The following is a 20,971-nucleotide window of genomic DNA, read 5'->3' on the forward strand; positions in this document are numbered from 1 at the left end:
CACCGGCAACAACCCGGTCAACGAACTTCAGGAGAACCCGCCATGGCAACGAACGCCGTACTCGAATTCATCCTCGGGCTACTTCGTGACGACGAGGCAGCTGCCAACTACTGCGCCAACCCGACCGCGGCACTCGATGCTGCCGGTCTGTGCGACGTCAGCCCCGCCGACATCGTCGCGGTCGCTCCGCTGGTCGCCGAGTCCGGACTCTTTGCCGGTGGCGGCGCCGACCTGTCCGCGATCGTCAACGCCGGTGCGTCCGCTGCCGGTGCAATCGGCGGCGGTCTCGGACTCGGCGGTGGTCTCGGTGGTGGACTCACCGGTGGTCTCGGTGGTGGCCTCGGCGGCAGCCTGGGTCTCGGCGCAGGTGCAGGAATCGGAGTCGGAGGCGCCCTCGGCGGCCAGTTCGACCTGGTCGGCGACTTCGCAGCAGCCCTCAGCGCTGCGCTTGCCATCGGTGGCGAGATCAGTGCCGAACTCGGCGCAGCCTTCGGCGCTGTGATCGAAGCCGGTCTCGGTTTGGGCGGCGCACTCGATCTCGAAGGAGCTCTCGATCTGGGCGCACAGCTCAGCGCGGCTCTGGGCGGCGCCCTCGGTGTGACCGGCGGCCTGACTGCGGAGCTGGGAGCAGCCCTCGACGCCGCGATCGGAGCAGTCGGCGGACTCGACCTGACGGCAGGGCTCAGCGGAGCTCTCGCACCCGTCTTCGCCATCGGTGGTGACCTCGGAGCCGATCTCGGCCTGGCTCTCGGTGGACTCCTCGGCGGCGCAGCAGACCTCAGCGGTCTCCTTGACATCGGCGGCGAACTGGGCGCGAGCCTGACCGGCGCACTGGAATCCGCTCTTGCACTCGGCGGCGGCCTGGATCTCGCCGGCGCTCTGACAGGCGACCTCAGCACGGCATTGTCCGGCGCGCTCTCGGGCGTCCTGGGAGCCGGCGGCACGATCGGCGCCGATCTGGGTGCATCGCTCGGCGGCGTCCTCGGCGCGATCACGGATGTCAGCGTTCTCACCGATATCGCGGGCGGCCTCGATCTCGGTGCTGCCCTGAGTGGCGCCCTCGGCGGAGCACTCGGCGTCGGCGGCGGTCTGGAAACTGCATTGGGCGGCGCACTCGACGCAGCACTGGGTCTCGGCGGCGGACTCGACCTCGACGCCGTACTCGGCGGCGGCGCAGACCTCGGCGCGCAGCTCAGCGCGGCACTCTCCGGCGCCCTCGGTGCCGGCGGAACGGTCGGAGCCGACCTGGGTGGCGCACTCGGTGGACTGCTCGGGGGAGCACTCGACCTCGAAGGTGGTCTCGGCGCAGACCTCGCGGCAGCTCTGGGCGGAGGCGCGAATCTGTCGACGGCCCTCGAGGGTGTTCTCGGTTCGGCACTCGGCGTCGATGCCGGGCTCGCGGGCGGTCTCGGCGGCGCTCTCGACGCAGCGCTGGGCGCAGGCGGACTTACCGGAATCGACCTCGGTGGTGCACTCGGTCTGGGCGGTGAAGCAGGCTTGGCAGCCGGTGTCGCTGCGGCTCTCGACACCGCCCTCGCAGGTGCAGGCGGCTTGGGTGCTGTCGGTTCCGTGGGCACGGACCTGACCGGCGCGCTGGACGGTGCGCTGGGCGCGGGCCTCGGGCTGGGGGGCTCTCTCGACAGCGTTCTCGGTGCCGAAGGTGCACTCGGTGGAGCGCTGGACACCGCACTGAACCTCGGCGGAATCGACACCGGTTCGATCGGTGCCGACTTGCCCTCCGTCGACCTCGGCGCTGTGAACCTCGGCCCGATCTCCGCTGAACTGCCTTCCGTCGACCTCGGAAGCATCGCGGCAGAAGGCCTGAACCTCGGCGGTGTGACCGGCGACCTCGGAGCAACTGTGGGCGGCGCGCTGGACGCAACCGCAGGTCTCGACGCAACAGCAGGTCTCGACGCGGCCACGAACGCTGCGGCTGGTTTGGGTGGGTCGCTCGGCGGCGCACTGAACGGCGTCACCGATCTCGGTGGATCGCTCGGCGGGGCTGTCGGAGCAGTCACCGACGTGACGGGTTCGATCGGTGCCGACGCAGCCGCAGCTGCCGGTGGCACAGTCGACGGCGGCGGTACCGTTGGCGGCGGCGGAGTCGCTGACCTGGGCGGATCCCTCGGTGGAGCAGTGAGCGGAGTGTCCGACCTGACGAGTTCGTTGACCGGTGCGCTGAACCCGTGGTCGTCGATCGATGCGACCGATGCTTTCGGTTCGGGTTCCACTTCGGGTCTGAGCGCCGATACCGAACACTCGCTCTTCGCCGAGGATTCGGTTGCAGCGCCGGTCGATCACATCGACCCGGTTGCGGTTGTCGATCACCTGCATCCCTGATCTGCTGACGCAGGAACTGAAATCGGTCAAAATGACCTGATGTAACAAATCCGGCCCTGCGTGCGCTATGCGTTCGCAGGGCCGGATATTCGAGTCGGGAAGAATTGCGGGTCAACGTAGCTCATGAGTGATTCAGCGAGTCAGGTAAGCAGCCGGAAGGCGCGCGTCGCGTCGTCGACGGCGTCGTTGCTCGAACGAACAGCCGTCGTGGCGAAGGATTTCGGGCGCACGGATCTGGTGCGCCGACTCGAGAACGCTCAGGTGAGAGTCAACGACCCGCGTATTCGCATCGTGGTGGTCGGACCCCTGAAGCAAGGCAAGAGCCAGTTCGTCAATTCTCTGCTCGGCATCGATGTGTGCTCGGTCGGTGACGACGAGACCACTGCCGTGGCGACGGTAGTTCAGTACGCGGAGACCGCGGTCGCCGAACTGATTCTCGCCGATCCGGGTGCGGCGCCCATTCGGGTGCCCCTCCCGCTCGAGGAACTGATGGGGATCACCCCGGCCACGCCTCGCGCCGAAGGGCGTGAGGTTCTGCGTGTGGAAGTGGGTGTTCCCAGTCCGCTGTTGGCCGACGGTTTGGTTCTGATCGACACTCCCGGTGTCGGCGGTCACGGAAATCCTCATGCTGCAGGAACATTGGGATTGATCACTGCGGCCGATGCAGTGTTGGTGCTGTCGGACTCCAGCCAGGAGTTCACCGAACCGGAGCTGGGATTCATCCGCCAGGTCGTCAATCTGTGTCCTGCGGTAGCCGGGCTGATCAGCAAGACCGATCTGTACCCGCACTGGCGGCAGATCCTCGACGCCGATCGCGGACATCTCCAGCGTGCCGGCTTGGATCTGCCGCTCATTCCGATCTCCTCGGTACTGCGCTCGCACGCGCTGAGGCTGGGGGACAAGGAACTCGAAGCGGAATCCGGATTCTTGGACCTCTATCAGTTCTTGCGGGACAACGTCGTTGCGCGTGCCGAATCGAATACTCGACGCGCAGTTGCGATGGATGTGCGTTCTGCGGCAGCACATCTGACGTTGGAGATGGGCAGTGAGCTTGCGGCGCTGAAGGATCCGTCGACCGCTCAGGCAGCGGTCGCGGGACTGCAGCGTGCCCGGGCAGCGGCCGAGGAACTGCACAAGAAGACCTCACTGTGGCAGCAGAGCCTCGGTGACGGCATTGCAGACCTTGCCGCCGACATCGATCACGACCTCCGGGACCGGTTGCGCCGGGTGACCCGCCAGGCCGAGGAGACGGTCGACGAAGGCGATCCCGGTAAGGACTGGGACGTCGTGGGGGAGTGGCTCGAACAGGAGATCGCCACCGCGATCGGTGACAACTTCGTGTGGGCGCATGATCGCGCACAGTGGCTGGCAGAAGTTGTGGCGCAGCACTTTGCGGAGACCGGTGACGTCGCGCTCCCGCATCTCGACGTCGCCGACACCGACGGTTTCCTGGAACCGGTCGGTGCATTGGCGGACCTCGAATCCGGCCGAATCGGCATCACTCAGAAAGTCCTGGTCGGCATGCGCGGCTCGTACGGCGGCGTGCTCATGTTCGGCTTGATCACCACGATGATGGGCATGGCTCTGGTCAACCCGATCTCCATCGGCGCCGGGGTTCTGCTGGGCACCAAGGCTTATCGTGAAGACAAGCAGGCTCAGGTACTCAAGCGTCGCGCTGAGGCGAAAGCGGCCATCCGACGGTTTGCCGACGACGTCAGCTTCCAGGTGGGCAAGGAGTCGAAGGATCGCCTACGCCTGGTGCAGCGGCTGTTGCGTGATCACTTCACCGACATCGCCGAGCAGGCGTTGCGCTCGATCAACGAATCCCTCCGCGCCACTCAGGAAGCCGCGCAGTTGGAGTCGAGTGAACATGCCGCTCGGATCAAGCGTCTGGAGACCGACATGCGCGTCGTCGCGGAGCTCGACGCCGTTGCCGGAACGCTGATCGGCGAAACTCCCGCTCCTGCCTCGGCAAAGGTGACCAACGCATGAATGCCACGACCACCGTGACCGCAGTGGAGTCGGCACACGCCCTGATCGACCACGCCAGACGTGCCTACGCCGATCAGCCGCAGACGCGCGCCCAGTTGGAAGAATGTGCGGCCAGGCTCGACGAGCCACTCCGGGTGGCGCTCGCCGGCTCCCTCAAAGCGGGTAAGTCGACGCTGCTCAATTCGCTTGTCGGACAGGATATAGCGCCTACCGACGCGACGGAATGCACACGCGTCGTCACCTGGTATCGGAACGGGACGACGCCGCAGGTGACCGCGACGGCCGAGAACGGTGCCGAGTTCAACGTGCCGGTGACGCGCCGCGACGGCAGGCTCACGTTCGATCTGGGCGAGTACACCGCAGACTCGGTGGACCGCATCGACGTCGACTGGCCGTCTTCGGCATTGGCTCGTACGACGATCATCGACACACCGGGCACCTCGTCGCTCTCGACCGAGGTCTCGGCCCGCACCTGGGACATGCTCGTTCCCGACGGTGAGGCACCAGGCGCGGATGCAGTGGTCTACCTCCTGCGGGCTCTCAACGCCAGTGACATGCAGTTCCTCGGGAAGATCGCGGATCACGTGGGCGGAGAATCCGGGCCACTCGGAGTGATCGGAGTTCTCTCGCGTGCCGATGAGGTCGGCGCAGGCAGGCTCGACGCGTTGTCTTCGGCGAAGGACGTCGCGGCGCGATTTGCCGAGGAGTTGGAGCGAACCGGCCTGTGCCAGTCGGTGGTTCCGGTGGCAGGTCTGCTCGCGCTCGCTGCTCGGACGATGAGGCAGAGCGAGTTCGCGGCCTTCTCGGCGCTCGCGCAGGTTCCGGCCGAGGATCTGAGCCTTGCGCTCCTCTCCGCGGATCGCTTTGCCAGGCAGGACAGTCCGCTGCCGGTCGATGCGGCCATGCGGGCGCAATTGGCCGATCGGTTCGGGCTCTTCGGAATTCGCCTCGCCGTGACGTCGATCAAGTTGGGGGCCACTGATTCACCGTCCCTGGCGGCCGAATTGTTGGAGCGCAGCGGCCTGGACGAACTGCGTCAGGTGATCGACGTTCAATTCGGGCAGCGGGCAGATCAGCTCAAATCGCACACGGCGCTGGTGACGCTGGGAAGAATCCTCGAAGCCGATCCGAGCGAGGAAGGCGATCAGATCGCGGCGGAGGCGCAACGGTTGCTTGCCGATGTTCACGGCTTTCACGAACTTCGCCTGCTCGGGCGTCTTCGTTCGGTACACACGGATCTGCCACCCGACGACCTGGCACAACTGCAAAGACTGATCGGCGGCTACGGAATCCGGGCAAGTGACCGGTTGGGCTGCGAACCGGAAGAATCGCCGGAGGTGCAGCGTGCGCGGGCCACGGCGGCTGTCCGCAGATGGCGCGAGTTGTCCAGACATCCGCTCTTCGACAGGTTCACCTCGCGCGCCTGCCTGGTCGCCGCCCGCAGCGCCGAGGGCGTCCTGGCTGAAATTGTGCCCGAATAGGGACCCGTTCACTATGCGAGCGCCGGACGAGGGTTCTATCTTGAGTTCGGGATGATCCGGACATAACTCCCAGGTTCGGGTCCCACCTCGATGGGAGCACGCGCATGGCGAGTGACATCAAGTCCGCTTCACCGGATCGAGCCACCCTCGTCCTGGGGACGCTCATCCTGGTCGCTGCGGTCGCGAACCTCAATCTCTCGGTCGCGAATGTCGCTTTGCCCGATATCGGGCGGGCTTTCGACGCCAGTCAGACGCAACTGAACCTGATCGCGGTCGGCTACTCGCTGGGCCTGGCCGGAACGGTGCTCTACCTGGGGGCCTTGGGAGACCGATACGGCCGCAAGATGTTGCTGGTCACCGGCATGGCGCTGTCCATTCCGGCGTCGATCGTGGCGGGATTCGCCGGGAACTTCGAAGTGCTGTTCCTCGCTCGGATAGTCGGAGGCGTCTCGGCAGGTCTGGCGTTCCCGACCACGCTGGCAATCATCACGGCGTTGTGGGCCGGACCGGCACGAACCAAGGCGATTGCCATGTGGTCGGCAATCGGTGGCGCGATTTCAGCACTCGGTCCGATCGTCTCGGGGGCGCTGCTCGAGCAGTTTCACTGGGGTTCGGTCTTCTTTGTCACCCTTCCCTTGGCCCTTGTGGCACTGATCTGTTCCCTGGTGTTGGTTCCCGCTCACGTCAACGAGACGACCGAGCGAGTCGATCACCTCGGCGGCATAGTGTCGATCGTCTTCATCGGGGCGCTGGTGTTGTCCATCAACTTTGCGCCGGTGAAGGGTTCGGGCACGTTGGCTCTGGTGCTCGGGGCGATAGCAGTTGTCGCGGGTATCGGGTTCTTCCTGCAACAGCGACGCGCGGCCAATCCGCTGTTCGATCTTCACGTAGCTGCGCGCCCGACCTTCTGGGTCGCGGCGGTGGGTGGGTTGGTCGTGTTCGGTTCGCTCATGGGCGCGATGTTCATCGGCCAGCAGTTCCTGCAGAACGTCCTCGGGTACTCGACGCTGGCAGCCGGTGCGGCGATCATTCCGGCTGCGCTGGCGATGGTGATCGTCGCGCCGCGCTCGGCGACCATGATCGAAAGGTACGGCGCCCGCGTCACGCTGCTCGCCGGCTACCTGTTCGTGGTTCTCGGTTTGTTCGTCGCGCTGTTCCTGTGGAACGAAAGCACACAGTATTGGCAGGTCGCGCTGGCCTATGCGCTTGTCGGCATCGGCGTCGGTCTGGCCGGCACACCGGCATCGCGTTCGCTGACCGGATCCGTTCCCGTGCACCGCGCTGGTATGGCGTCGGGAACCTCGGACCTGCAACGCGACCTGGGCGGCGCCATCATGCAGTCGATTCTCGGCGGAATACTCACGGCCGGGTACGCAAAATCGTTGGGAAATGCGATCTCGTCCTCGCCGAACGCATCCGAAGTGACTCCCGAAACTCAGGCCGCGCTCACCAAATCCTTCTCCAGCGCCGAAGTTCTCGCGGAACGCTACCCGCAATACGCGGACCAAATCATGACCGCCGCCAAAAACGCCTTCCTGGACGGGGATACAAACGCCTACATCGCGGCGATCATCATCGTGTGTGCCGGTGCCGCGGTGGTGACGTTCTTCTATCCGCGTCGCGAGCGCGAACGAGTCCTGCTGGCGCAGTACGCAGCGGAATCCGATCTAGCCGCGGAGAAGAGTTGAGCGCGCTCTGGTAGTGATGAGGGATGCCACAGCTACTTCACATCGATTCGTCCGCCGAACTCCACCACTCGACCTCACGTGATCTGACCGCACTGTTCGCTCAGCAGTGGTCGAAGAACAGTCCGGATCACACGACGGTGACGTTGGACCTGCACCGGGATCCCTTGCCGCACCTCGCGGACGCGGCCCTGCACTATGCACCACGCTTGCGAGTCGAGGGCGAGATTCCGGATCCCGCCGCGGAAGCACTCCAGGCTCGGGTCATCGAGCAACTTACCGCTGCAGACGTCGTCGTGATCGGTGCGCCGATGTACAACTGGTCGATCCCGTCCACGTTGAAGGCGTGGATCGACTACGTACACGTCCTGGGGACTACGGTGCCTTTCGACACGCGTACTCAGCCTCTGGCAGGTAAGCCGGTGGTGATCGTCTCCAGCCGCGGAAACACCTATGCGCCGGGCTCGGGAAACGAGGCCAACGATCACACCGTCCCGCCACTCGTTCAGGTGCTCGGGGTGTCGATGGGAATGGATGTCTCCGTCATCACCGCGGAACTGACTTTGGCGCAACGTATTCCGGCGATGGCACCTCTGATCGAGCAGGGTGACGCGAGCCTGCGTGCTGCCCGGGAGTCGTTGACCGAGCTGGCCCGTATCCTGGGGGCCTGATCAAGAAGTTCGACCGGGTTCAGGTGAGAGACGAGATCATCGACGCCACGTCTGACGGTTCTACGTCGTAACCGGGGAAATAGCAGCACACTTCGTCGGCATGTTCGCCGAACCGCCGCCGAATCTCGGTGGCGCACTCTTCGGGAGTGCCGACGACGGCGAGTGTGGTCAGCATCGGATCGGTGATCAGCGACGCCATCTCGGTGTAGCCACCTCGCTTCGACAGGGCATTGAGTTCCGGTTGGACCTCGCCCCACCCTTCGACGTCGAGCACCGGACGGTATGCGGGCGTCGAACCGTAGAACGAGAGCAGGGCTCGGACGCCTCTGGCGGCCGCGGCAAGTTGATCGTCGCCGCGGCCGACGCCGACGATGACCTGCGGGATGATCGTGAATTCGTCTCGGGTGCGGCCGGATTCGCGAAGACCGGCATCGACGGCCGGAAGTGTTCGTTCGAGGAAATGACGTTGCGTGTGGAACGGCATGACCAGTAGTCCGTCGGCCACCTCGGCAGCCGTCCTGGTCATCACCGGTCCGAGCGCACCCATCAGGATGGGCGGCGGCCCATAGGGGTTGGGGCCGGGATCGAACGTCGGAGGCATCAACGTGTGGGTGAAGAACTCGCCGCGGAAGTTCAGCGTCGAGGTGTTCTCCCACGCAGTGAAGATCGCCTTGACCGCTGCGACCGTCTCCTTCATGCGGGCCGCCGGACGCGACCACGTTGCGCTGTAGCGTTTTTCGATGTGCGGTTTGATCTGCGATCCGAGACCCAGTCGAAAGTGGCCGCGACTGAGCAACTGCAGGTCGTTGGCCGAATGCGCCAGATGCATGGGACTGCGGGGGAATGCGATGGCGACGTTGGTCATCAGGTCGAGGTCGACGGCCGATGCTGCTTCGACGAGCGGGAAGAACACGTCGTGTGGTCCCTCGAACGTGAACAGGCCACCGGCGCCGGTCTCCGCGAGTTCACGGCTACGAGCAGCGCCCGCGCCCGGCGCGGAGTCCAGTTGTACGTGAACCTTCATCGGCGTCCCCGCAGCCAGGTGCTGACACCGGGAGCGAACGGAGCGATCGCCGCCACCGCGACCAGGGCGCAGTAGAGAATCGGACCCCATCTCAGAACTCCGGCGCCGATGTCTGCTGCGCCGTCGACCAGAGACATGAAGCCGAGTCCGGCCGCGATGCTCACGACTCCCACGATCGCCGTCATCACCCGCCCGGCGTTCTTGCGTGCGCGGAGGAGTTGAAGGCTCATGAGTGCGAGCAGGACCAGGACGAGAGCGCCGCCGCCGCTGCCCGCGAGTACGACGGTCACGGCATCGGAGATGTCGGTGGACGAGTATCCGGGATTGTCGCGCGCAGTCGATTCTTCGAGAGCCGACCGGACGTCGTCGAGGCTGGTGACTACCACTCCGGCGATTCCGGCCAGGACGACGAACGAGCCGATCCAGGCAGAGGTAGACAATGTCACGGCTTTGGGTGTCTCGTCGCTCGCTGCAGGTCGGAGCGGCCGAACCGAGACGTCGGGTCGCTCGGGTGCCGGGCGTGGAGGTGACGGGCGAGGAGGTCGCGCGGGAGAATTGTCGGGATCGGTCACCGGCCGATCCTAGCCATTCGGAGAGATACGGAAGTGATGTGGCGCACTTTTCCGGCTTTTCGGGGAAGGCGGGAACAAATCTACGTGGGCTGTAGTTGACCATTTCGACAAGCTTGAGCGCCCTCGACTCAACTTCAAGTTGACTCCCGGCCACGGTCGGAGGCAAACTTGAGCGGAGGACGCTCACCAAGCGAAAAACTCGCGGTCATGTTCGAGATCAACCACTCGGGCAGAGAACCGCAGAACGAAAGGTAGGAACACTATGGCTCGTGCAGTCGGTATCGATCTCGGTACGACCAACTCGGTAGTTGCAGTGCTGGAGGGCGGCGAGCCCGTAGTGGTCGCCAACGCCGAAGGCTCACGTACCACCCCCTCGGTGGTCGCATTTGCCAAGAACGGCGAGGTTCTCGTCGGTCAGCCCGCGAAGAACCAGGCAGTCACGAACGTCGACCGCACCCTCCGCTCCGTCAAGCGCCACATCGGCACTGACTGGAACGTGGAAATCGACGGCAAGAAGTACACGCCGCAGGAAATCAGCGCCCGCACGCTCATGAAGCTCAAGCGTGACGCGGAGGCTTACCTCGGCGAAGACATCACCGACGCCGTCATCACCGTCCCCGCGTACTTCGAGGACGCACAGCGTCAGGCAACCAAGGAAGCCGGCCAGATCGCCGGCCTCAACGTCCTTCGTATCGTCAACGAGCCCACCGCGGCTGCACTGGCATACGGACTCGACAAGGGTGACACCGAGCAGACCATTCTGGTCTTCGACCTCGGTGGCGGCACCTTCGACGTCTCCCTGCTCGAAATCGGCGACGGTGTTGTCGAGGTTCGCGCAACCTCCGGTGACAACCACCTCGGTGGCGACGACTGGGACGAGCGCGTCGTCGCTTGGCTGGTCGACAAGTTCAAGGCTCAGAACGGCATCGATCTGACCAAGGACAAGATGGCCCTGCAGCGTCTGCGTGAGGCTGCGGAGAAGGCGAAGATCGAGCTCTCCAGCTCGCAGAGCACCTCCATCAACCTCCCGTACATCACGGTCGACGCGGACAAGAACCCGCTCTTCCTGGACGAGCAGCTCACCCGCAGCGAGTTCCAGAAGATCACCTCGGACCTGCTCGATCGCACTCGTGCGCCGTTCCAGGCAGTGATCAAGGACAGCGGAATCGCCGTCAAGGACATCGACCATGTCGTGCTCGTCGGTGGCTCCACCCGTATGCCGGCCGTCTCCGATCTGGTTCGTGAACTGACCGGTGGCCGTGAGCCCAACAAGGGCGTCAACCCGGACGAGGTCGTCGCCGTCGGCGCCGCACTCCAGGCCGGTGTGCTCAAGGGTGAGGTCAAGGACGTTCTGCTCCTCGACGTCACGCCGCTTTCCCTCGGCATCGAAACCAAGGGTGGCGTGATGACCAAGCTCATCGAGCGCAACACCACGATCCCCACGAAGCGTTCCGAGACCTTCACCACCGCTGACGACAACCAGCCTTCGGTGCAGATCCAGGTCTTCCAGGGTGAGCGCGAAATCGCTTCGCACAACAAGCTGCTCGGCTCCTTCGAGCTCACCGATCTGCCGCCCGCCCCGCGTGGCGTTCCGCAGATCGAGGTCACCTTCGACATCGACGCCAACGGCATCGTGCACGTGACGGCGAAGGACAAGGGCACCGGCAAGGAAAACACGATCAAGATCCAGGACGGCTCCGGTCTGTCCAAGGAAGAGATCGAGCGCATGGTCAAGGATGCCGAGGCTCACGCCGAGGAAGACAAGGCCCGTCGCGAAGAGGCAGAGGTTCGCAACCAGGCCGAGTCGCTGGTCCACCAGACGGAGAAGTTCGTCAAGGAGCAGCGTGAAGGTGAGAACGCGGGCAAGGTCTCCGAGGAGATCCTGACCAAGGTCGAGGCAGCGGTCAAGGACGTCAACGACGCCCTGGCAGGCACCGACATCGCTGCAGTGAAGACCGCAGTGGAGAAGCTGGGCACCGAGTCGCAGGCTCTGGGCCAGGCCATCTACGAGGCTTCCGCTGCAAACGAGGCCGGAAACACCGACGGCGCAGGCAATGACGACGACGTCGTCGACGCCGAGGTTGTCGACGAGCCCACCGACTCGGACAAGAAGTGACCTCGGACAACCCCGAGAACAACCCGGTCGACCCCGAGACCGGTGCACAGGGAGAGGCGGCGGGGGAATCCCTGCCGCCGCTCGACTCGGAAGACACAGGGGTAGTTCAGGAAGCAGAGTCGATCGTGGAGGAAGCATCCGCCACCGATCAGCTCGCCGAACGGACTGCGGATCTGCAGCGACTTCAGGCGGAGTTCACCAACTACCGTCGTCGCGTCGAGCGTGACAAGCAGGTCATCAAGGAAACCGCGCGGGCTTCGGTCATCACCGAGCTCATCGGAATTCTCGACGACCTGGATCGCGCTCGGGCACACGGTGACCTCGAATCGGGTCCACTGCGTGCACTCGCAGACAAACTCAACACGACCCTGACGGGTCTGGGTTTGACCGACTTCGGTAGCGAGGGTGACGATTTCGATCCCGCACTCCACGAAGCGGTGCAACATGAAGGCGAAGGCCACGACCCGGTACTCGGGACGGTCATGCGCAAGGGATACAAGCTCGGCGACCGGGTCCTTCGGACCGCAATGGTGGCCGTGACGGACCGGGTAGGCGACAAGCCTGCAGACGGTTCAGAACAAGAAGCGAAGTAACAGTGAGAGGAGGAGACGCCCAGTGAGTCAACGGGAGTGGATCGAGAAGGACTTCTACAAGGAGCTGGGCGTCTCGTCCACCGCGACGGCCGACGAAATCAAGAAGGCGTATCGCAAGCTGGCTCGGGATCTTCATCCCGACGCCAACCCTGACGATGCGAAGGCCGAAGAGCGTTTCAAGTCCGTCAGTGAAGCTCATGCCGTTCTGTCTGATCCGGACAAGCGCAAGGAGTACGACGAGGCTCGGCGCCTCTTTGCCAGCGGCGGCTTCGGCCCCCGCGCGCAGGGCGGCGGCGGATTCAACCCCGGCGCTGGTGGTTTCGACATCAACGACCTGTTCGGCGGCGGGGCCGGTGGGCAGGACTCGGGTCTCGGAGACATCTTCGGCGGATTGTTCAACCGCGGGGGAGCGGGCCAGCGAACAGCTGCGCCCAACCGCCCGCGTCGAGGCAAGGATCTCGAGACCGAGACGACGCTCGCCTTTCGTGAAGCAGCGCTCGGTGTCACCGTCCCTCTTCGTCTGACCAGCCCTACGTCGTGCACCACGTGTCACGGCAGCGGCGCAAAGCCAGGCACCAGCCCGCGAGTGTGCCCACATTGCAACGGAACCGGCGTGGTCAGCCGGAACCAGGGCGCCTTCGGATTCAGTGAGCCGTGTGACGATTGCCGGGGAACCGGCTCGATCATCGACTCGCCGTGTGAAGACTGCCACGGTAGCGGAGTCACCAATCGCACACGGACCATCACGGTTCGCGTGCCTGCCGGTGTGAGCGACGGTCAGAAGATCAGACTCAAGGGCAAGGGCGAAGCGGGACTCCGCGGCGCTCCGGCCGGCGACCTGTTCGTCAACATCCGCGTCAAGCCGGACAGTGTCTTCGGACGCAACGGCGACGACCTGACACTGACGGTTCCGGTGAGCTACGGCGAGCTGGTGCTGGGAACGACACTGTCCGTGCCGACTTTGGAAGGCCGTGTCGGAGTGAAGGTTCCGGCTGGAACGGTGGACGGACGCATTCTGCGAGTTCGCGGACGCGGTATCCCCAAGCGGCCGGACGGTGCCGGTGACCTTCTGGTCACGGTCAAGGTATCCGTTCCGCAGAAGTTGGACGACCCGGCGATCGAAGCGCTGAAAACCTATCTCGAAGCCGAGAAGGCGAGCGGGTTCGATCCACGGGCCGGGTGGGCCGGTGCATGATGACAGAGCGACCGCAGAATCAATGGGATGCGACGGTCGATCCTGACGCTCAGATCTTCGTGATCTCGGTGGCAGCCGAGTTGGCCGGAATGCACGCGCAGACTTTGCGTAACTACGACCGACTCGGGTTGGTCACCCCGCATCGAACCACCGGTGGCGGACGACGCTACTCCCCGCGCGATGTTGCGCTTCTTCGTGAAGTACAACGGCTTTCGCAGGACGAGGGAGTCAACCTTGCCGGAATCAAACGAATCATCGAACTGACCAACCAGGTCGAGGCTCTGCAGCATCGCGTCCGCGAATTGGCCGAGGAGATCGCGAAAGTCCATGCGGGCTATCGCCGGGATCTCGTGCCGATTCCGCGCAACAACGCGTTGGTGGTCTGGAAGCCCCGCAACCAGCGATAGTCGGACCTTTACACAAACGGCTCCACGCCCTGTCGGATTCATTTCGTCGAATCCGCCAGGGCGTGGAGCCGTTTCGGCGTTTCCACCCAGCGGGAAGAGATCTGTCGACGCCGCCTCAATGTGCATAGCGTCCGCTTCCATGACTCCACTTTTCAGCGTTTGACGTTATCCAGATCACATTCTATGCTCCATCCCAAGCAACTGCTTGCTAGATCATCAAGCGGGTGCTTGGTTGGCTGGTGCTCGAAATCAGGCACGTCCACCGGCCGATCATTCTTTCGTCAGGTATTCGCCTGACGTTCGGTGCATACATGTGTTCTAGGAGTGCAGACATGAATCGTCGGCCCATTCTTGTTGCGGCAGTTGCCGTGACGGCTCTGGCTCTTGCAGGGTGCAGTGGTTCTTCGGAGTCCGACGGAGGTGCGGACTCGCCCTACCGTGTGCTGCTGACCGGCGGGATCAGTGCACAGGGAGTCCTCGCGGCTAATTCGCAGACCTCGCTGCTCGCCACCAAGGCGGGCGTTCAGGTCCAGAACGAAGCCGGGGGGATCGGTGGCCGTCAGATCGAGCTCACTACGGTGGACGACGCGGGTGACGCAACCATCGCCGTCACCAAGCTGCGCGAAGCCATCAATTCGGGGAACAAGCCTGACCTCTACCTGAACTCGGGTCCGTCGTCGATCGCGGCTGCGGTTCTGCCGATCCTCAAGCAGAACAACATTCTCTCGATGAGCATGGCTCCCTCGCCCGATTCGACGGACCCCTCGAAGTTCCCGCTCAACTTCGATCTGGCTCCGGGTGCGACCGATACCGCTCGCGGAATTTCCGAGTACGCGAAGTCCAAGGGTTACAGCAGCGTCGGAGTCTTGCACGGCAGCACCGCTTACGGTGAGCTGTTCGGCGAAGAAATGACCAGTGCTTTGCAATCCGCAGGTCTGAAGGCCGCCGGTAACGAGGAGTACGACGCCGCCGCTTTGGACATGACGGCGCAGTTGCAGTCGCTCAAGAATTCGGGCGCCGCGGCAATCGCCTTGGATGCGTACGGCGCTCCTCTCGGATACGTGTTGCAAAGCCTCGAGCGACTCGGCTGGGACGTGCCGCTGGTCGGAAACACCTCGGTGTCTGCCACCAACCTGATCGCGAATGATCCGCCGGCCGGTGTGCTCGGCACCCCGCAGGTGAAGAACCTGGTGACGCAGGTGTTCAGCAGCACGGTGTTCGATCCGAACAACGCACTCGTCAACACGATGGTGGACACGATGGCTTCGCTGGGCTCCATCCCGTCGACGCTGATCCTCGCGGACAACTACGACGCATTCCCCCTCGTCGCGGCGGCAGCGGAGAAGGTCGGCAGTTCGACCGATCCGAAGAAGCTCGCCGAAGCACTGGAAACCACTGAGGTCCAGGAGAATGCCAAGACCGCATTCCTCTCGCGCTACAACTTCAGCTCCGACAACCACGGCCCGAACCCGGACACCAGCGAGCTGAAGTTCATCAGCCCGACGAAGATCCTCAACGGTCAGTTCGGAAACCCGGCTGCGTCATGACCATTCTGTGGTCCGGATTGGCGCTCGGCGCGGTTTACGTGCTGGTTGCCATCGGGTACAACATCGTTTTCGTTTCCTCCAACACATTCAACTTCGCTCAAGCTCAGCTGATGATGGTGGGCACCTTTGTCGCCTACACGGGTCTGGTGACCCTGAAACTCCCCGTTCTCGTGGTGGCCGTCATGGCTACCGTGACCGTGATGCTCCTCGCCTCGGTCGAGGAGATCGTCGCGATCAGACCGGTGGCCGATCACCAGAACCAGTTGGTCACGACGTTGGGTGTCGCAACTCTGCTCAACGGCGCCACTCAATTGATCTGGGGTAGTGAACCTCTCACGGTTCCGTTCTTCGGATCGAACGAACCGATCACCCTGCTCGGCGGCCGTACCTACCCGGTCGAGATCGCTCTGCTGGTTGCGGCGATCGCACTGGTCGTCGGGTTGAGTTACGTCTCGAAGAAAACGATGACGGGTCTGGCTCTGATCGGCATCTCCGAGGATCGTGAAGCGGCGATGCTGCGAGGAGTCAACGTACGACGGTTGGCACTGGGAGCGTTTGCCTTCTCGGGTGCCTTGGCCGGTGTCCTCGGACTCTTCGTCGGCCCCAAGACGTTTGCAGTTGCGACGTTGGGTGCAGCGTTGGCCCTCAAGGGATTCGTGGCGTTGGCGATCGGCGGGTTCGGCTCTCTGCCTGGCGCTTTGATCGGCGGTCTGACCGTCGGCCTGGTGGAATCGTTCACCGCCCTGTGGGCGGGAAGTCAGTACAGCAATATCGCCGTCTTCACGGTGCTGATCGTCATCTTGATGGTCAAACCGGCTGGACTGTTCGGCAATGTCCGAGAACGGGTGGTGTGAGATGGTAAGTGCGTGGCGGACTTTCCGTTCCCTACCGAGCTGGATCATCCCACTCGTCCTGGCCGTGGTGATCCTGCTGCTGCCCGTGATGGGACTCGACCTGTCGACATCACGTCAGATTCAATTGGCCTGCATCCTGGCACTTGTGGTCAGTGGCCTGAACTTGAGCCTCGGCTTTGCCGGTGAACTGGCACTCGGCCAGGCAGCGATGTACGCGGCCGGTGCCTACACCGCGGGTCTGATGTCCCAGGCAGGTCACACCGACATTCTGCTTCAGCTTGCTGCCTCCGGAGCAGTGGCACTGGCGGTCGGAATCCTGACCGGTGTTCCCGGTCTGCGCCTGGGCAACTGGTCCCTGGCGATGACGTCGTTCTTCCTGGTTCTGCTGGTACCGGACGTACTGGCGATCTTCGGTGGCAAGACCGGCGGCCGAAACGGCCTCACCGGTATGGAGCCGCCGACGTTCTTCGGTTCCGAACTCGACACCCAGCAGTACTACATGGTGGTCGTCGTCGTGACCGTGCTCTGGTTCGCGGTGATGCGTAACCTGGTGGTCTCGCGGCACGGCATCGCGTTCCGCACGCTCAAGCAGTCGCCGGTTCTGGCGTCGTCGCAGGGTGTATCGGTGTTCCGGATGAAGCTGCTCGGTTATGCCATCGGTGCGTTCCCCGCCGGTCTGGCGGGTGCGCTGTTCGCCAACACCGACCTGTTCATCTCGCCGGAAGCCTTCGGGTTCACCTTTGCCACAGCAGTTCTGGCGGCGTCGATCCTCGGCGGTGCGGCAAGTGTGTACGGCGCCGTGGTCGGTGCCGCGATCATGCAGCTCGGTCCCAACCAGTCGACGGCGTTCCAGGAGTATTCGCTGATCTTCTACGGCGGCTTCCTGATCATCGGCGGTGTGCTTCTCTCCGGGGGTTTGACCAAGGTCGGGCGAGCGATCGTCTCGAAACTCGATCGCAAGGCCGGCCTGGGCGTAGTCACTGCAAAGGAAAACAGCGGTGGGACACCGGAACTGGCGCCGATCAACGGAGCACGGTTGGTGGTCGACGGAGTGTCCAAAGCGTTCGGTGGCAACCAGGCGCTCAATGCGGCAACCCTGACCGCAGAGGCCGGTAAGGTCACCGCGTTGATCGGGCCCAACGGTTCGGGTAAGACGACCATGCTCAACATGATCTGCGGCTTCTACACCGCAGATGCGGGCGTGATCACGATCGGTGACACGGTGGTCTCGCAGTCGTCGCCGCACAAGGTGGCGCGCGTGGGTGTGGCGCGCACGTTCCAAACTCCGACGATTCCGGAAAACATCACGGTTCTGGAAGCTGTTGCATCCGGACGTTATTCGGTGCACCGAGCGTCGATGGCGTCGGCTGTGCTTCGCCTGCCCAGCTTCCGCAGGATCGCGAAGGCCGACATCGTCGAGGCCGAGCGTGTCCTCGAACTCGTGGGGATGTCGCACTTGCGCAACGAGATCGCGACGTCGCTGCCCCTGGGGATGCGTCGCATGCTCGAGGTTGCTCGCGCCGTCATCGCCGAACCGAGGGTCGTCCTCTTCGACGAGGTGGCATCCGGACTCGACGAGGACGAACTCGAACGCCTGGCAGATCTGATCCGGGTACTGCGAGATGCCGGGGCGACAGTGGTGTTGGTGGAGCACAACTTCCGCCTCGTCCTCTCGCTGGCCGACGAGATAGTCGTGCTGGCGCAAGGGCAGGTGATCGCCACCGGCGATGCGGCAACCATCGAACATCACCCACGCGTCTTGAGCGAGTACCTCGGAGTCAAGTCCGGTGACGAAGAAGCACTTCTCGAAGAAATCGGCGCGGTAGACCATCAGACCAGTGAGGTGAAGTGATGGAACCGATTCTGAAGGTCCGAAACTTGCAGACCGGGTACGGCGATCTGCGCGTCGTCTGGGATGTCTCGTTCGACGTCTATCCCGGTCAGGTGACCGCCCTGCTCGGACGCAACGGCGCAGGCAAGACGAGCACGCTCCGTGCCCTGTCCGGCCTCAACAAGGTGGCCTTCGGAACCGTCGAGATGGACGGCGCCGACATCACCGGAGTCCCCGCGCACAAACGGGTACGACAGGGGATGGCGTACGTGCAGGAGGGCAAGCGGGTCTTCCACAAGCAGACCGTCGAGCAGAACCTCCTGCTGGGCGGGTACACCCGCAAGGCAAAGCGCGGCGAGCTTATGGAATCCGTCGAATCGATGTACGAGATGTTCCCGATCCTGGGGGAGAAGCGTTCGCTTCCCGCCGGTTCCATGTCGGGCGGTCAGCAGCAGATGCTCGCGATCGGCGCAGCGCTGATGGCGCAGCCTAGGTTGCTCCTTCTCGACGAACCTTCGGGCGGTCTCGCTCCCGTGATCGTCGGTGAGGTGATGGACCGCGTCCAACAACTCAAGGAAACCGGCCTGGCTGTTCTACTGGTCGAGCAGGCAGTCGAGGCCGCAATGAGCGTCGCCGATCATGTCACGGTCCTCGACATCGGCAAGGTGGTTCTCGACGCCGATGCCAAGGACATCGACGACCTGGCAGTGCTCAAGGATGCGTACTTCGGACGCGTCTGAACGGCAATGACGACTTCAGCCCGGCCTTCTCGGCCGGGCTGAAGCCGTTTCCCGCTCCGTGGCACGGGCCCTAGCCGGCTCGGGGCCATCGATCTACCGTCCTGCAAACAACTCCCGCGAGAGGCAAACTCGATGACCACTGCTCCCGACGTGCTCGCCCCGGCGAAGCTCGGCCCGGTGACCCTTCGAAATCGAATCATCAAGTCCGCGACATTCGAAGGCAAAACTCCCGACGCCCTGGTCACCGACGAGCTGATCGAGTTCCATCGTCGCCCAGCCGCCGGCGGAGTCGGGATGTCCACCGTCGCGTATTGCGCCGTCGCACCGGAAGGGCGCACCGAATACGGCCAGCTCTGGATGCGGCCCGATGCCCTCCCCGGGCTTCGGCGGCTCACCGATGCCATTCACGCCGAAGGTGCTGCTGCGTCGGCGCAGCTCGGCCATGCCGGTCCCGTGGCGAATCAGAAGTCGACCGGACTGCCCGCGCTGGCACCGTCGAGTTCGTTCAATCCGTTGAGCATGAGGATGATTCGCACTGCCACGACAGCGGACATCACCAGAATTGCGGCCGCGCACGGGAGCGCTGCGCGACTTGCCGTCGAGGCAGGATTCGACGCCGTCGAGATCCACTTCGGTCACAACTATTTCGCGAGCTCGTTCCTGAGCCCGAAACTCAACCGTCGTAAGGACTCCTACGGCGGATCGCTGGAGAACCGGGCTCGCGTCGTACTCGAAACTGCACGCAGTGTGCGCGATGCCGTCGGTGACAAGATCGCGATCTTGGCCAAGCTGAACATGGACGACGGTGTGCCAGGCGGATTCTGGGTGGACGAAGCAATCCAGGTGGCGCAGTGGCTCGAAGCATCCGGAAGCGTCGACGCGCTCGAGTTGACGATGGGCAGTTCACTGCTCAACCCGATGTACCTGTTCAAGGGCGATGCGCCGATCCGCGAGTTCGCCGCCGCGATGCCGCAACCTGTTCGACTCGGTGTGCAGTTGGTGGGGAAGAGCATGTTGCATACCTATCCGTACAAGCCGTTGTTCATGCTGGAAGAGGCTCGGCAGATTCGTGCTGCGGTGAAGTTGCCGCTCGTGCTGCTCGGGGGTGTCACGGACAAAGCGGGCATGGATACCGCAATGGCGGAAGGGTTCGAGTTCGTCGCCATGGCACGGGCGCTGCTCAGAGAACCGGATCTGATCAATCGGATCGCGGCCGAATCCGATACCCAATCACTGTGCATCCACTGCAACAAGTGCATGCCCACGATCTTCAGTGGCGCCCGCTGCGTGTTGGTCGAACGCGTCTGAGCTGGTCAGCGCACACCACGTCCCGACATCCATGCGGATACCGGGTCGTGGGCCGTAGCGGATCAAGTTCGTGGTTGCATCAACGCTTGGTTCAGTTCTGCGTGAAGACGTCGTAGGAGGCGTTCATCGTGGGGTAGCCGGTGGCCATGTAGTCGGTGAGGATGACGTGCGTCGGGTCGCCGATGATGCGAGTCCCGTCGAGGGTGGGGTTGCCGACGTAGTTGTTGGCAGCCATGACCGTCTGGACGCCGTCGGCGACGTTGTAGGTGACGTCGACACCGATACCGCGGGGATCGCTGCTGTAGGCGGTGACGATCTCGGTGGTGTGCGGGGCCAGGTAGGAGCGGGGGCCGTTGATCCACTGTCCGTAGGGGTTGGACGCGCTGTCCAGCAGCATCGGGTTGTCGGTGTTGTTGGTGATGGTCATGGCAACCGTCGGGCCGTCGGTGGGCATGGTGCCGGCGTTGGCGATCGCTGCGGTTCCCAGTGCGGTTCCGCCGACAGCGAGGGCGATTGCGGTGACTGCTACGAAGCGAGTGGTGTTGGTACGCATGATGTCTGCTCCTGGGATGGTGTGTGGTTGCCGTTCTCGGCGATGAATCAATCTTGTCGCGA

17 protein-coding genes are annotated in these 20,971 nt (G+C 63.8%); 14 read left to right on the forward strand and 3 right to left on the reverse strand.

What is annotated here, in order from left to right; translation table 11 throughout:
• Window positions 1-42: 42 nt before the first annotated feature.
• The 5 genes from KTR60_RS06705 (at window position 43) to KTR60_RS06725 (ending at window position 8,169) form a co-directional block, all read left to right on the forward strand.
• A complete protein-coding gene (locus KTR60_RS06705; RefSeq protein ID WP_042452232.1) occupies window positions 43-2,340 on the forward strand; it encodes an IniB N-terminal domain-containing protein in 2,298 nt (765 codons plus the stop codon).
• Between the two features lie 123 nt (window positions 2,341-2,463).
• Window positions 2,464-4,332, forward strand: coding sequence for a dynamin family protein (locus KTR60_RS06710; RefSeq protein WP_007726689.1), 1,869 nt, complete (start codon window positions 2,464-2,466; stop codon window positions 4,330-4,332).
• The gene (locus KTR60_RS06715; RefSeq protein WP_042452229.1) at window positions 4,329-5,813 is read left to right on the forward strand and encodes a dynamin family protein; all 1,485 of its coding nucleotides are present in this window, start codon (window positions 4,329-4,331) and stop codon (window positions 5,811-5,813) included. The genes KTR60_RS06710 and KTR60_RS06715 overlap by 4 nt, the downstream gene beginning before the upstream one ends.
• Window positions 5,814-5,917: 104 nt before the next feature.
• Window positions 5,918-7,501, forward strand: a complete 1,584-nt coding sequence (locus tag KTR60_RS06720) for an MFS transporter (protein WP_007726692.1) — start codon at window positions 5,918-5,920, stop codon at window positions 7,499-7,501.
• Between the two features lie 23 nt (window positions 7,502-7,524).
• The gene (locus KTR60_RS06725) at window positions 7,525-8,169 is read left to right on the forward strand and encodes an FMN-dependent NADH-azoreductase (protein ID WP_076948793.1); all 645 of its coding nucleotides are present in this window, start codon (window positions 7,525-7,527) and stop codon (window positions 8,167-8,169) included.
• 19 nt (window positions 8,170-8,188) lie between these two features.
• On the opposite strand, the gene KTR60_RS06730 is transcribed toward KTR60_RS06725, so the two are convergent.
• Together KTR60_RS06730 and KTR60_RS06735 are read right to left on the reverse strand one after the other, a co-directional pair.
• Window positions 8,189-9,193, reverse strand: a complete 1,005-nt coding sequence (locus KTR60_RS06730; RefSeq protein WP_042452226.1) for a TIGR03617 family F420-dependent LLM class oxidoreductase — start codon at window positions 9,191-9,193, stop codon at window positions 8,189-8,191.
• Window positions 9,190-9,765, reverse strand: a complete 576-nt coding sequence (locus tag KTR60_RS06735) for a hypothetical protein (RefSeq protein ID WP_039972689.1) — start codon at window positions 9,763-9,765, stop codon at window positions 9,190-9,192. Before KTR60_RS06735 ends, KTR60_RS06730 begins: the two co-directional genes overlap by 4 nt.
• Before the next feature lie 262 nt (window positions 9,766-10,027).
• Between KTR60_RS06735 and dnaK the strand changes: the two genes are divergently transcribed.
• The 9 genes from dnaK (at window position 10,028) to KTR60_RS06780 (ending at window position 20,356) form a co-directional block, all read left to right on the forward strand.
• Window positions 10,028-11,881, forward strand: coding sequence for a molecular chaperone DnaK (dnaK, locus tag KTR60_RS06740; protein WP_003944365.1), 1,854 nt, complete (start codon window positions 10,028-10,030; stop codon window positions 11,879-11,881).
• Complete coding sequence (gene grpE, locus KTR60_RS06745) at window positions 11,878-12,474, forward strand: nucleotide exchange factor GrpE (protein WP_003944430.1); 597 nt, start codon at window positions 11,878-11,880, stop codon at window positions 12,472-12,474. Before dnaK ends, grpE begins: the two co-directional genes overlap by 4 nt.
• A gap of 22 nt (window positions 12,475-12,496) precedes the next feature.
• Window positions 12,497-13,669: a molecular chaperone DnaJ gene (gene dnaJ / locus KTR60_RS06750; RefSeq protein WP_003944329.1), complete on the forward strand. Its 1,173-nt coding sequence runs from the start codon at window positions 12,497-12,499 to the stop codon at window positions 13,667-13,669.
• Window positions 13,666-14,076, forward strand: a complete 411-nt coding sequence (locus KTR60_RS06755) for a heat shock protein transcriptional repressor HspR (RefSeq protein WP_003944355.1) — start codon at window positions 13,666-13,668, stop codon at window positions 14,074-14,076. Before dnaJ ends, KTR60_RS06755 begins: the two co-directional genes overlap by 4 nt.
• A gap of 332 nt (window positions 14,077-14,408) precedes the next feature.
• Window positions 14,409-15,623: an ABC transporter substrate-binding protein gene (locus KTR60_RS06760; RefSeq protein WP_007726702.1), complete on the forward strand. Its 1,215-nt coding sequence runs from the start codon at window positions 14,409-14,411 to the stop codon at window positions 15,621-15,623.
• Window positions 15,620-16,477, forward strand: a complete 858-nt coding sequence (locus KTR60_RS06765) for a branched-chain amino acid ABC transporter permease (protein ID WP_007726703.1) — start codon at window positions 15,620-15,622, stop codon at window positions 16,475-16,477. The genes KTR60_RS06760 and KTR60_RS06765 overlap by 4 nt, the downstream gene beginning before the upstream one ends.
• Before the next feature lies 1 nt (window position 16,478).
• Window positions 16,479-18,329 (forward strand): ABC transporter permease subunit, encoded by a 1,851-nt coding sequence (locus tag KTR60_RS06770; protein WP_003944379.1) that lies wholly within the window; start codon window positions 16,479-16,481, stop codon window positions 18,327-18,329.
• A complete protein-coding gene (locus KTR60_RS06775) occupies window positions 18,329-19,048 on the forward strand; it encodes an ABC transporter ATP-binding protein (RefSeq protein WP_042452222.1) in 720 nt (239 codons plus the stop codon). The genes KTR60_RS06770 and KTR60_RS06775 overlap by 1 nt, the downstream gene beginning before the upstream one ends.
• 132 nt (window positions 19,049-19,180) lie before the next feature.
• On the forward strand, window positions 19,181-20,356 hold the full coding sequence (locus KTR60_RS06780; protein WP_042452220.1) for an NADH:flavin oxidoreductase: 1,176 nt from the start codon (window positions 19,181-19,183) through the stop codon (window positions 20,354-20,356).
• Window positions 20,357-20,447: 91 nt separating this feature from the next.
• On the opposite strand, the gene KTR60_RS06785 is transcribed toward KTR60_RS06780, so the two are convergent.
• Window positions 20,448-20,909, reverse strand: coding sequence for a hypothetical protein (locus tag KTR60_RS06785; RefSeq protein WP_007726708.1), 462 nt, complete (start codon window positions 20,907-20,909; stop codon window positions 20,448-20,450).
• Window positions 20,910-20,971: the final 62 nt, after the last annotated feature.

It is taken from the genome of Rhodococcus sp. C1 (assembly GCF_020809065.1).
Lineage (GTDB): Bacteria > Actinomycetota > Actinomycetes > Mycobacteriales > Mycobacteriaceae > Rhodococcus_F > Rhodococcus_F qingshengii.

Bases quoted from the DNA above. Each gene is read 5' to 3' on its own strand.
- KTR60_RS06730 (WP_042452226.1), bottom strand. From the start codon at position 9,193: ATGAAGGTTCACGTACAACTGGACTCCGCGCCGGGCGCGGGCGCTGCT.
- KTR60_RS06720 (WP_007726692.1), top strand. From the start codon at position 5,918: ATGGCGAGTGACATCAAGTCCGCTTCACCGGATCGAGCCACCCTCGTC.
- KTR60_RS06780 (WP_042452220.1), top strand. From the start codon at position 19,181: ATGACCACTGCTCCCGACGTGCTCGCCCCGGCGAAGCTCGGCCCGGTG.
- KTR60_RS06715 (WP_042452229.1), top strand. From the start codon at position 4,329: ATGAATGCCACGACCACCGTGACCGCAGTGGAGTCGGCACACGCCCTG.
- KTR60_RS06755 (WP_003944355.1), top strand. From the start codon at position 13,666: ATGATGACAGAGCGACCGCAGAATCAATGGGATGCGACGGTCGATCCT.
- dnaK (WP_003944365.1), top strand. From the start codon at position 10,028: ATGGCTCGTGCAGTCGGTATCGATCTCGGTACGACCAACTCGGTAGTT.
- KTR60_RS06705 (WP_042452232.1), top strand. From the start codon at position 43: ATGGCAACGAACGCCGTACTCGAATTCATCCTCGGGCTACTTCGTGAC.
- KTR60_RS06710 (WP_007726689.1), top strand. From the start codon at position 2,464: ATGAGTGATTCAGCGAGTCAGGTAAGCAGCCGGAAGGCGCGCGTCGCG.
- KTR60_RS06725 (WP_076948793.1), top strand. From the start codon at position 7,525: ATGCCACAGCTACTTCACATCGATTCGTCCGCCGAACTCCACCACTCG.
- KTR60_RS06785 (WP_007726708.1), bottom strand. From the start codon at position 20,909: ATGCGTACCAACACCACTCGCTTCGTAGCAGTCACCGCAATCGCCCTC.
- KTR60_RS06775 (WP_042452222.1), top strand. From the start codon at position 18,329: ATGGAACCGATTCTGAAGGTCCGAAACTTGCAGACCGGGTACGGCGAT.
- KTR60_RS06760 (WP_007726702.1), top strand. From the start codon at position 14,409: ATGAATCGTCGGCCCATTCTTGTTGCGGCAGTTGCCGTGACGGCTCTG.
- KTR60_RS06770 (WP_003944379.1), top strand. From the start codon at position 16,479: ATGGTAAGTGCGTGGCGGACTTTCCGTTCCCTACCGAGCTGGATCATC.
- KTR60_RS06765 (WP_007726703.1), top strand. From the start codon at position 15,620: ATGACCATTCTGTGGTCCGGATTGGCGCTCGGCGCGGTTTACGTGCTG.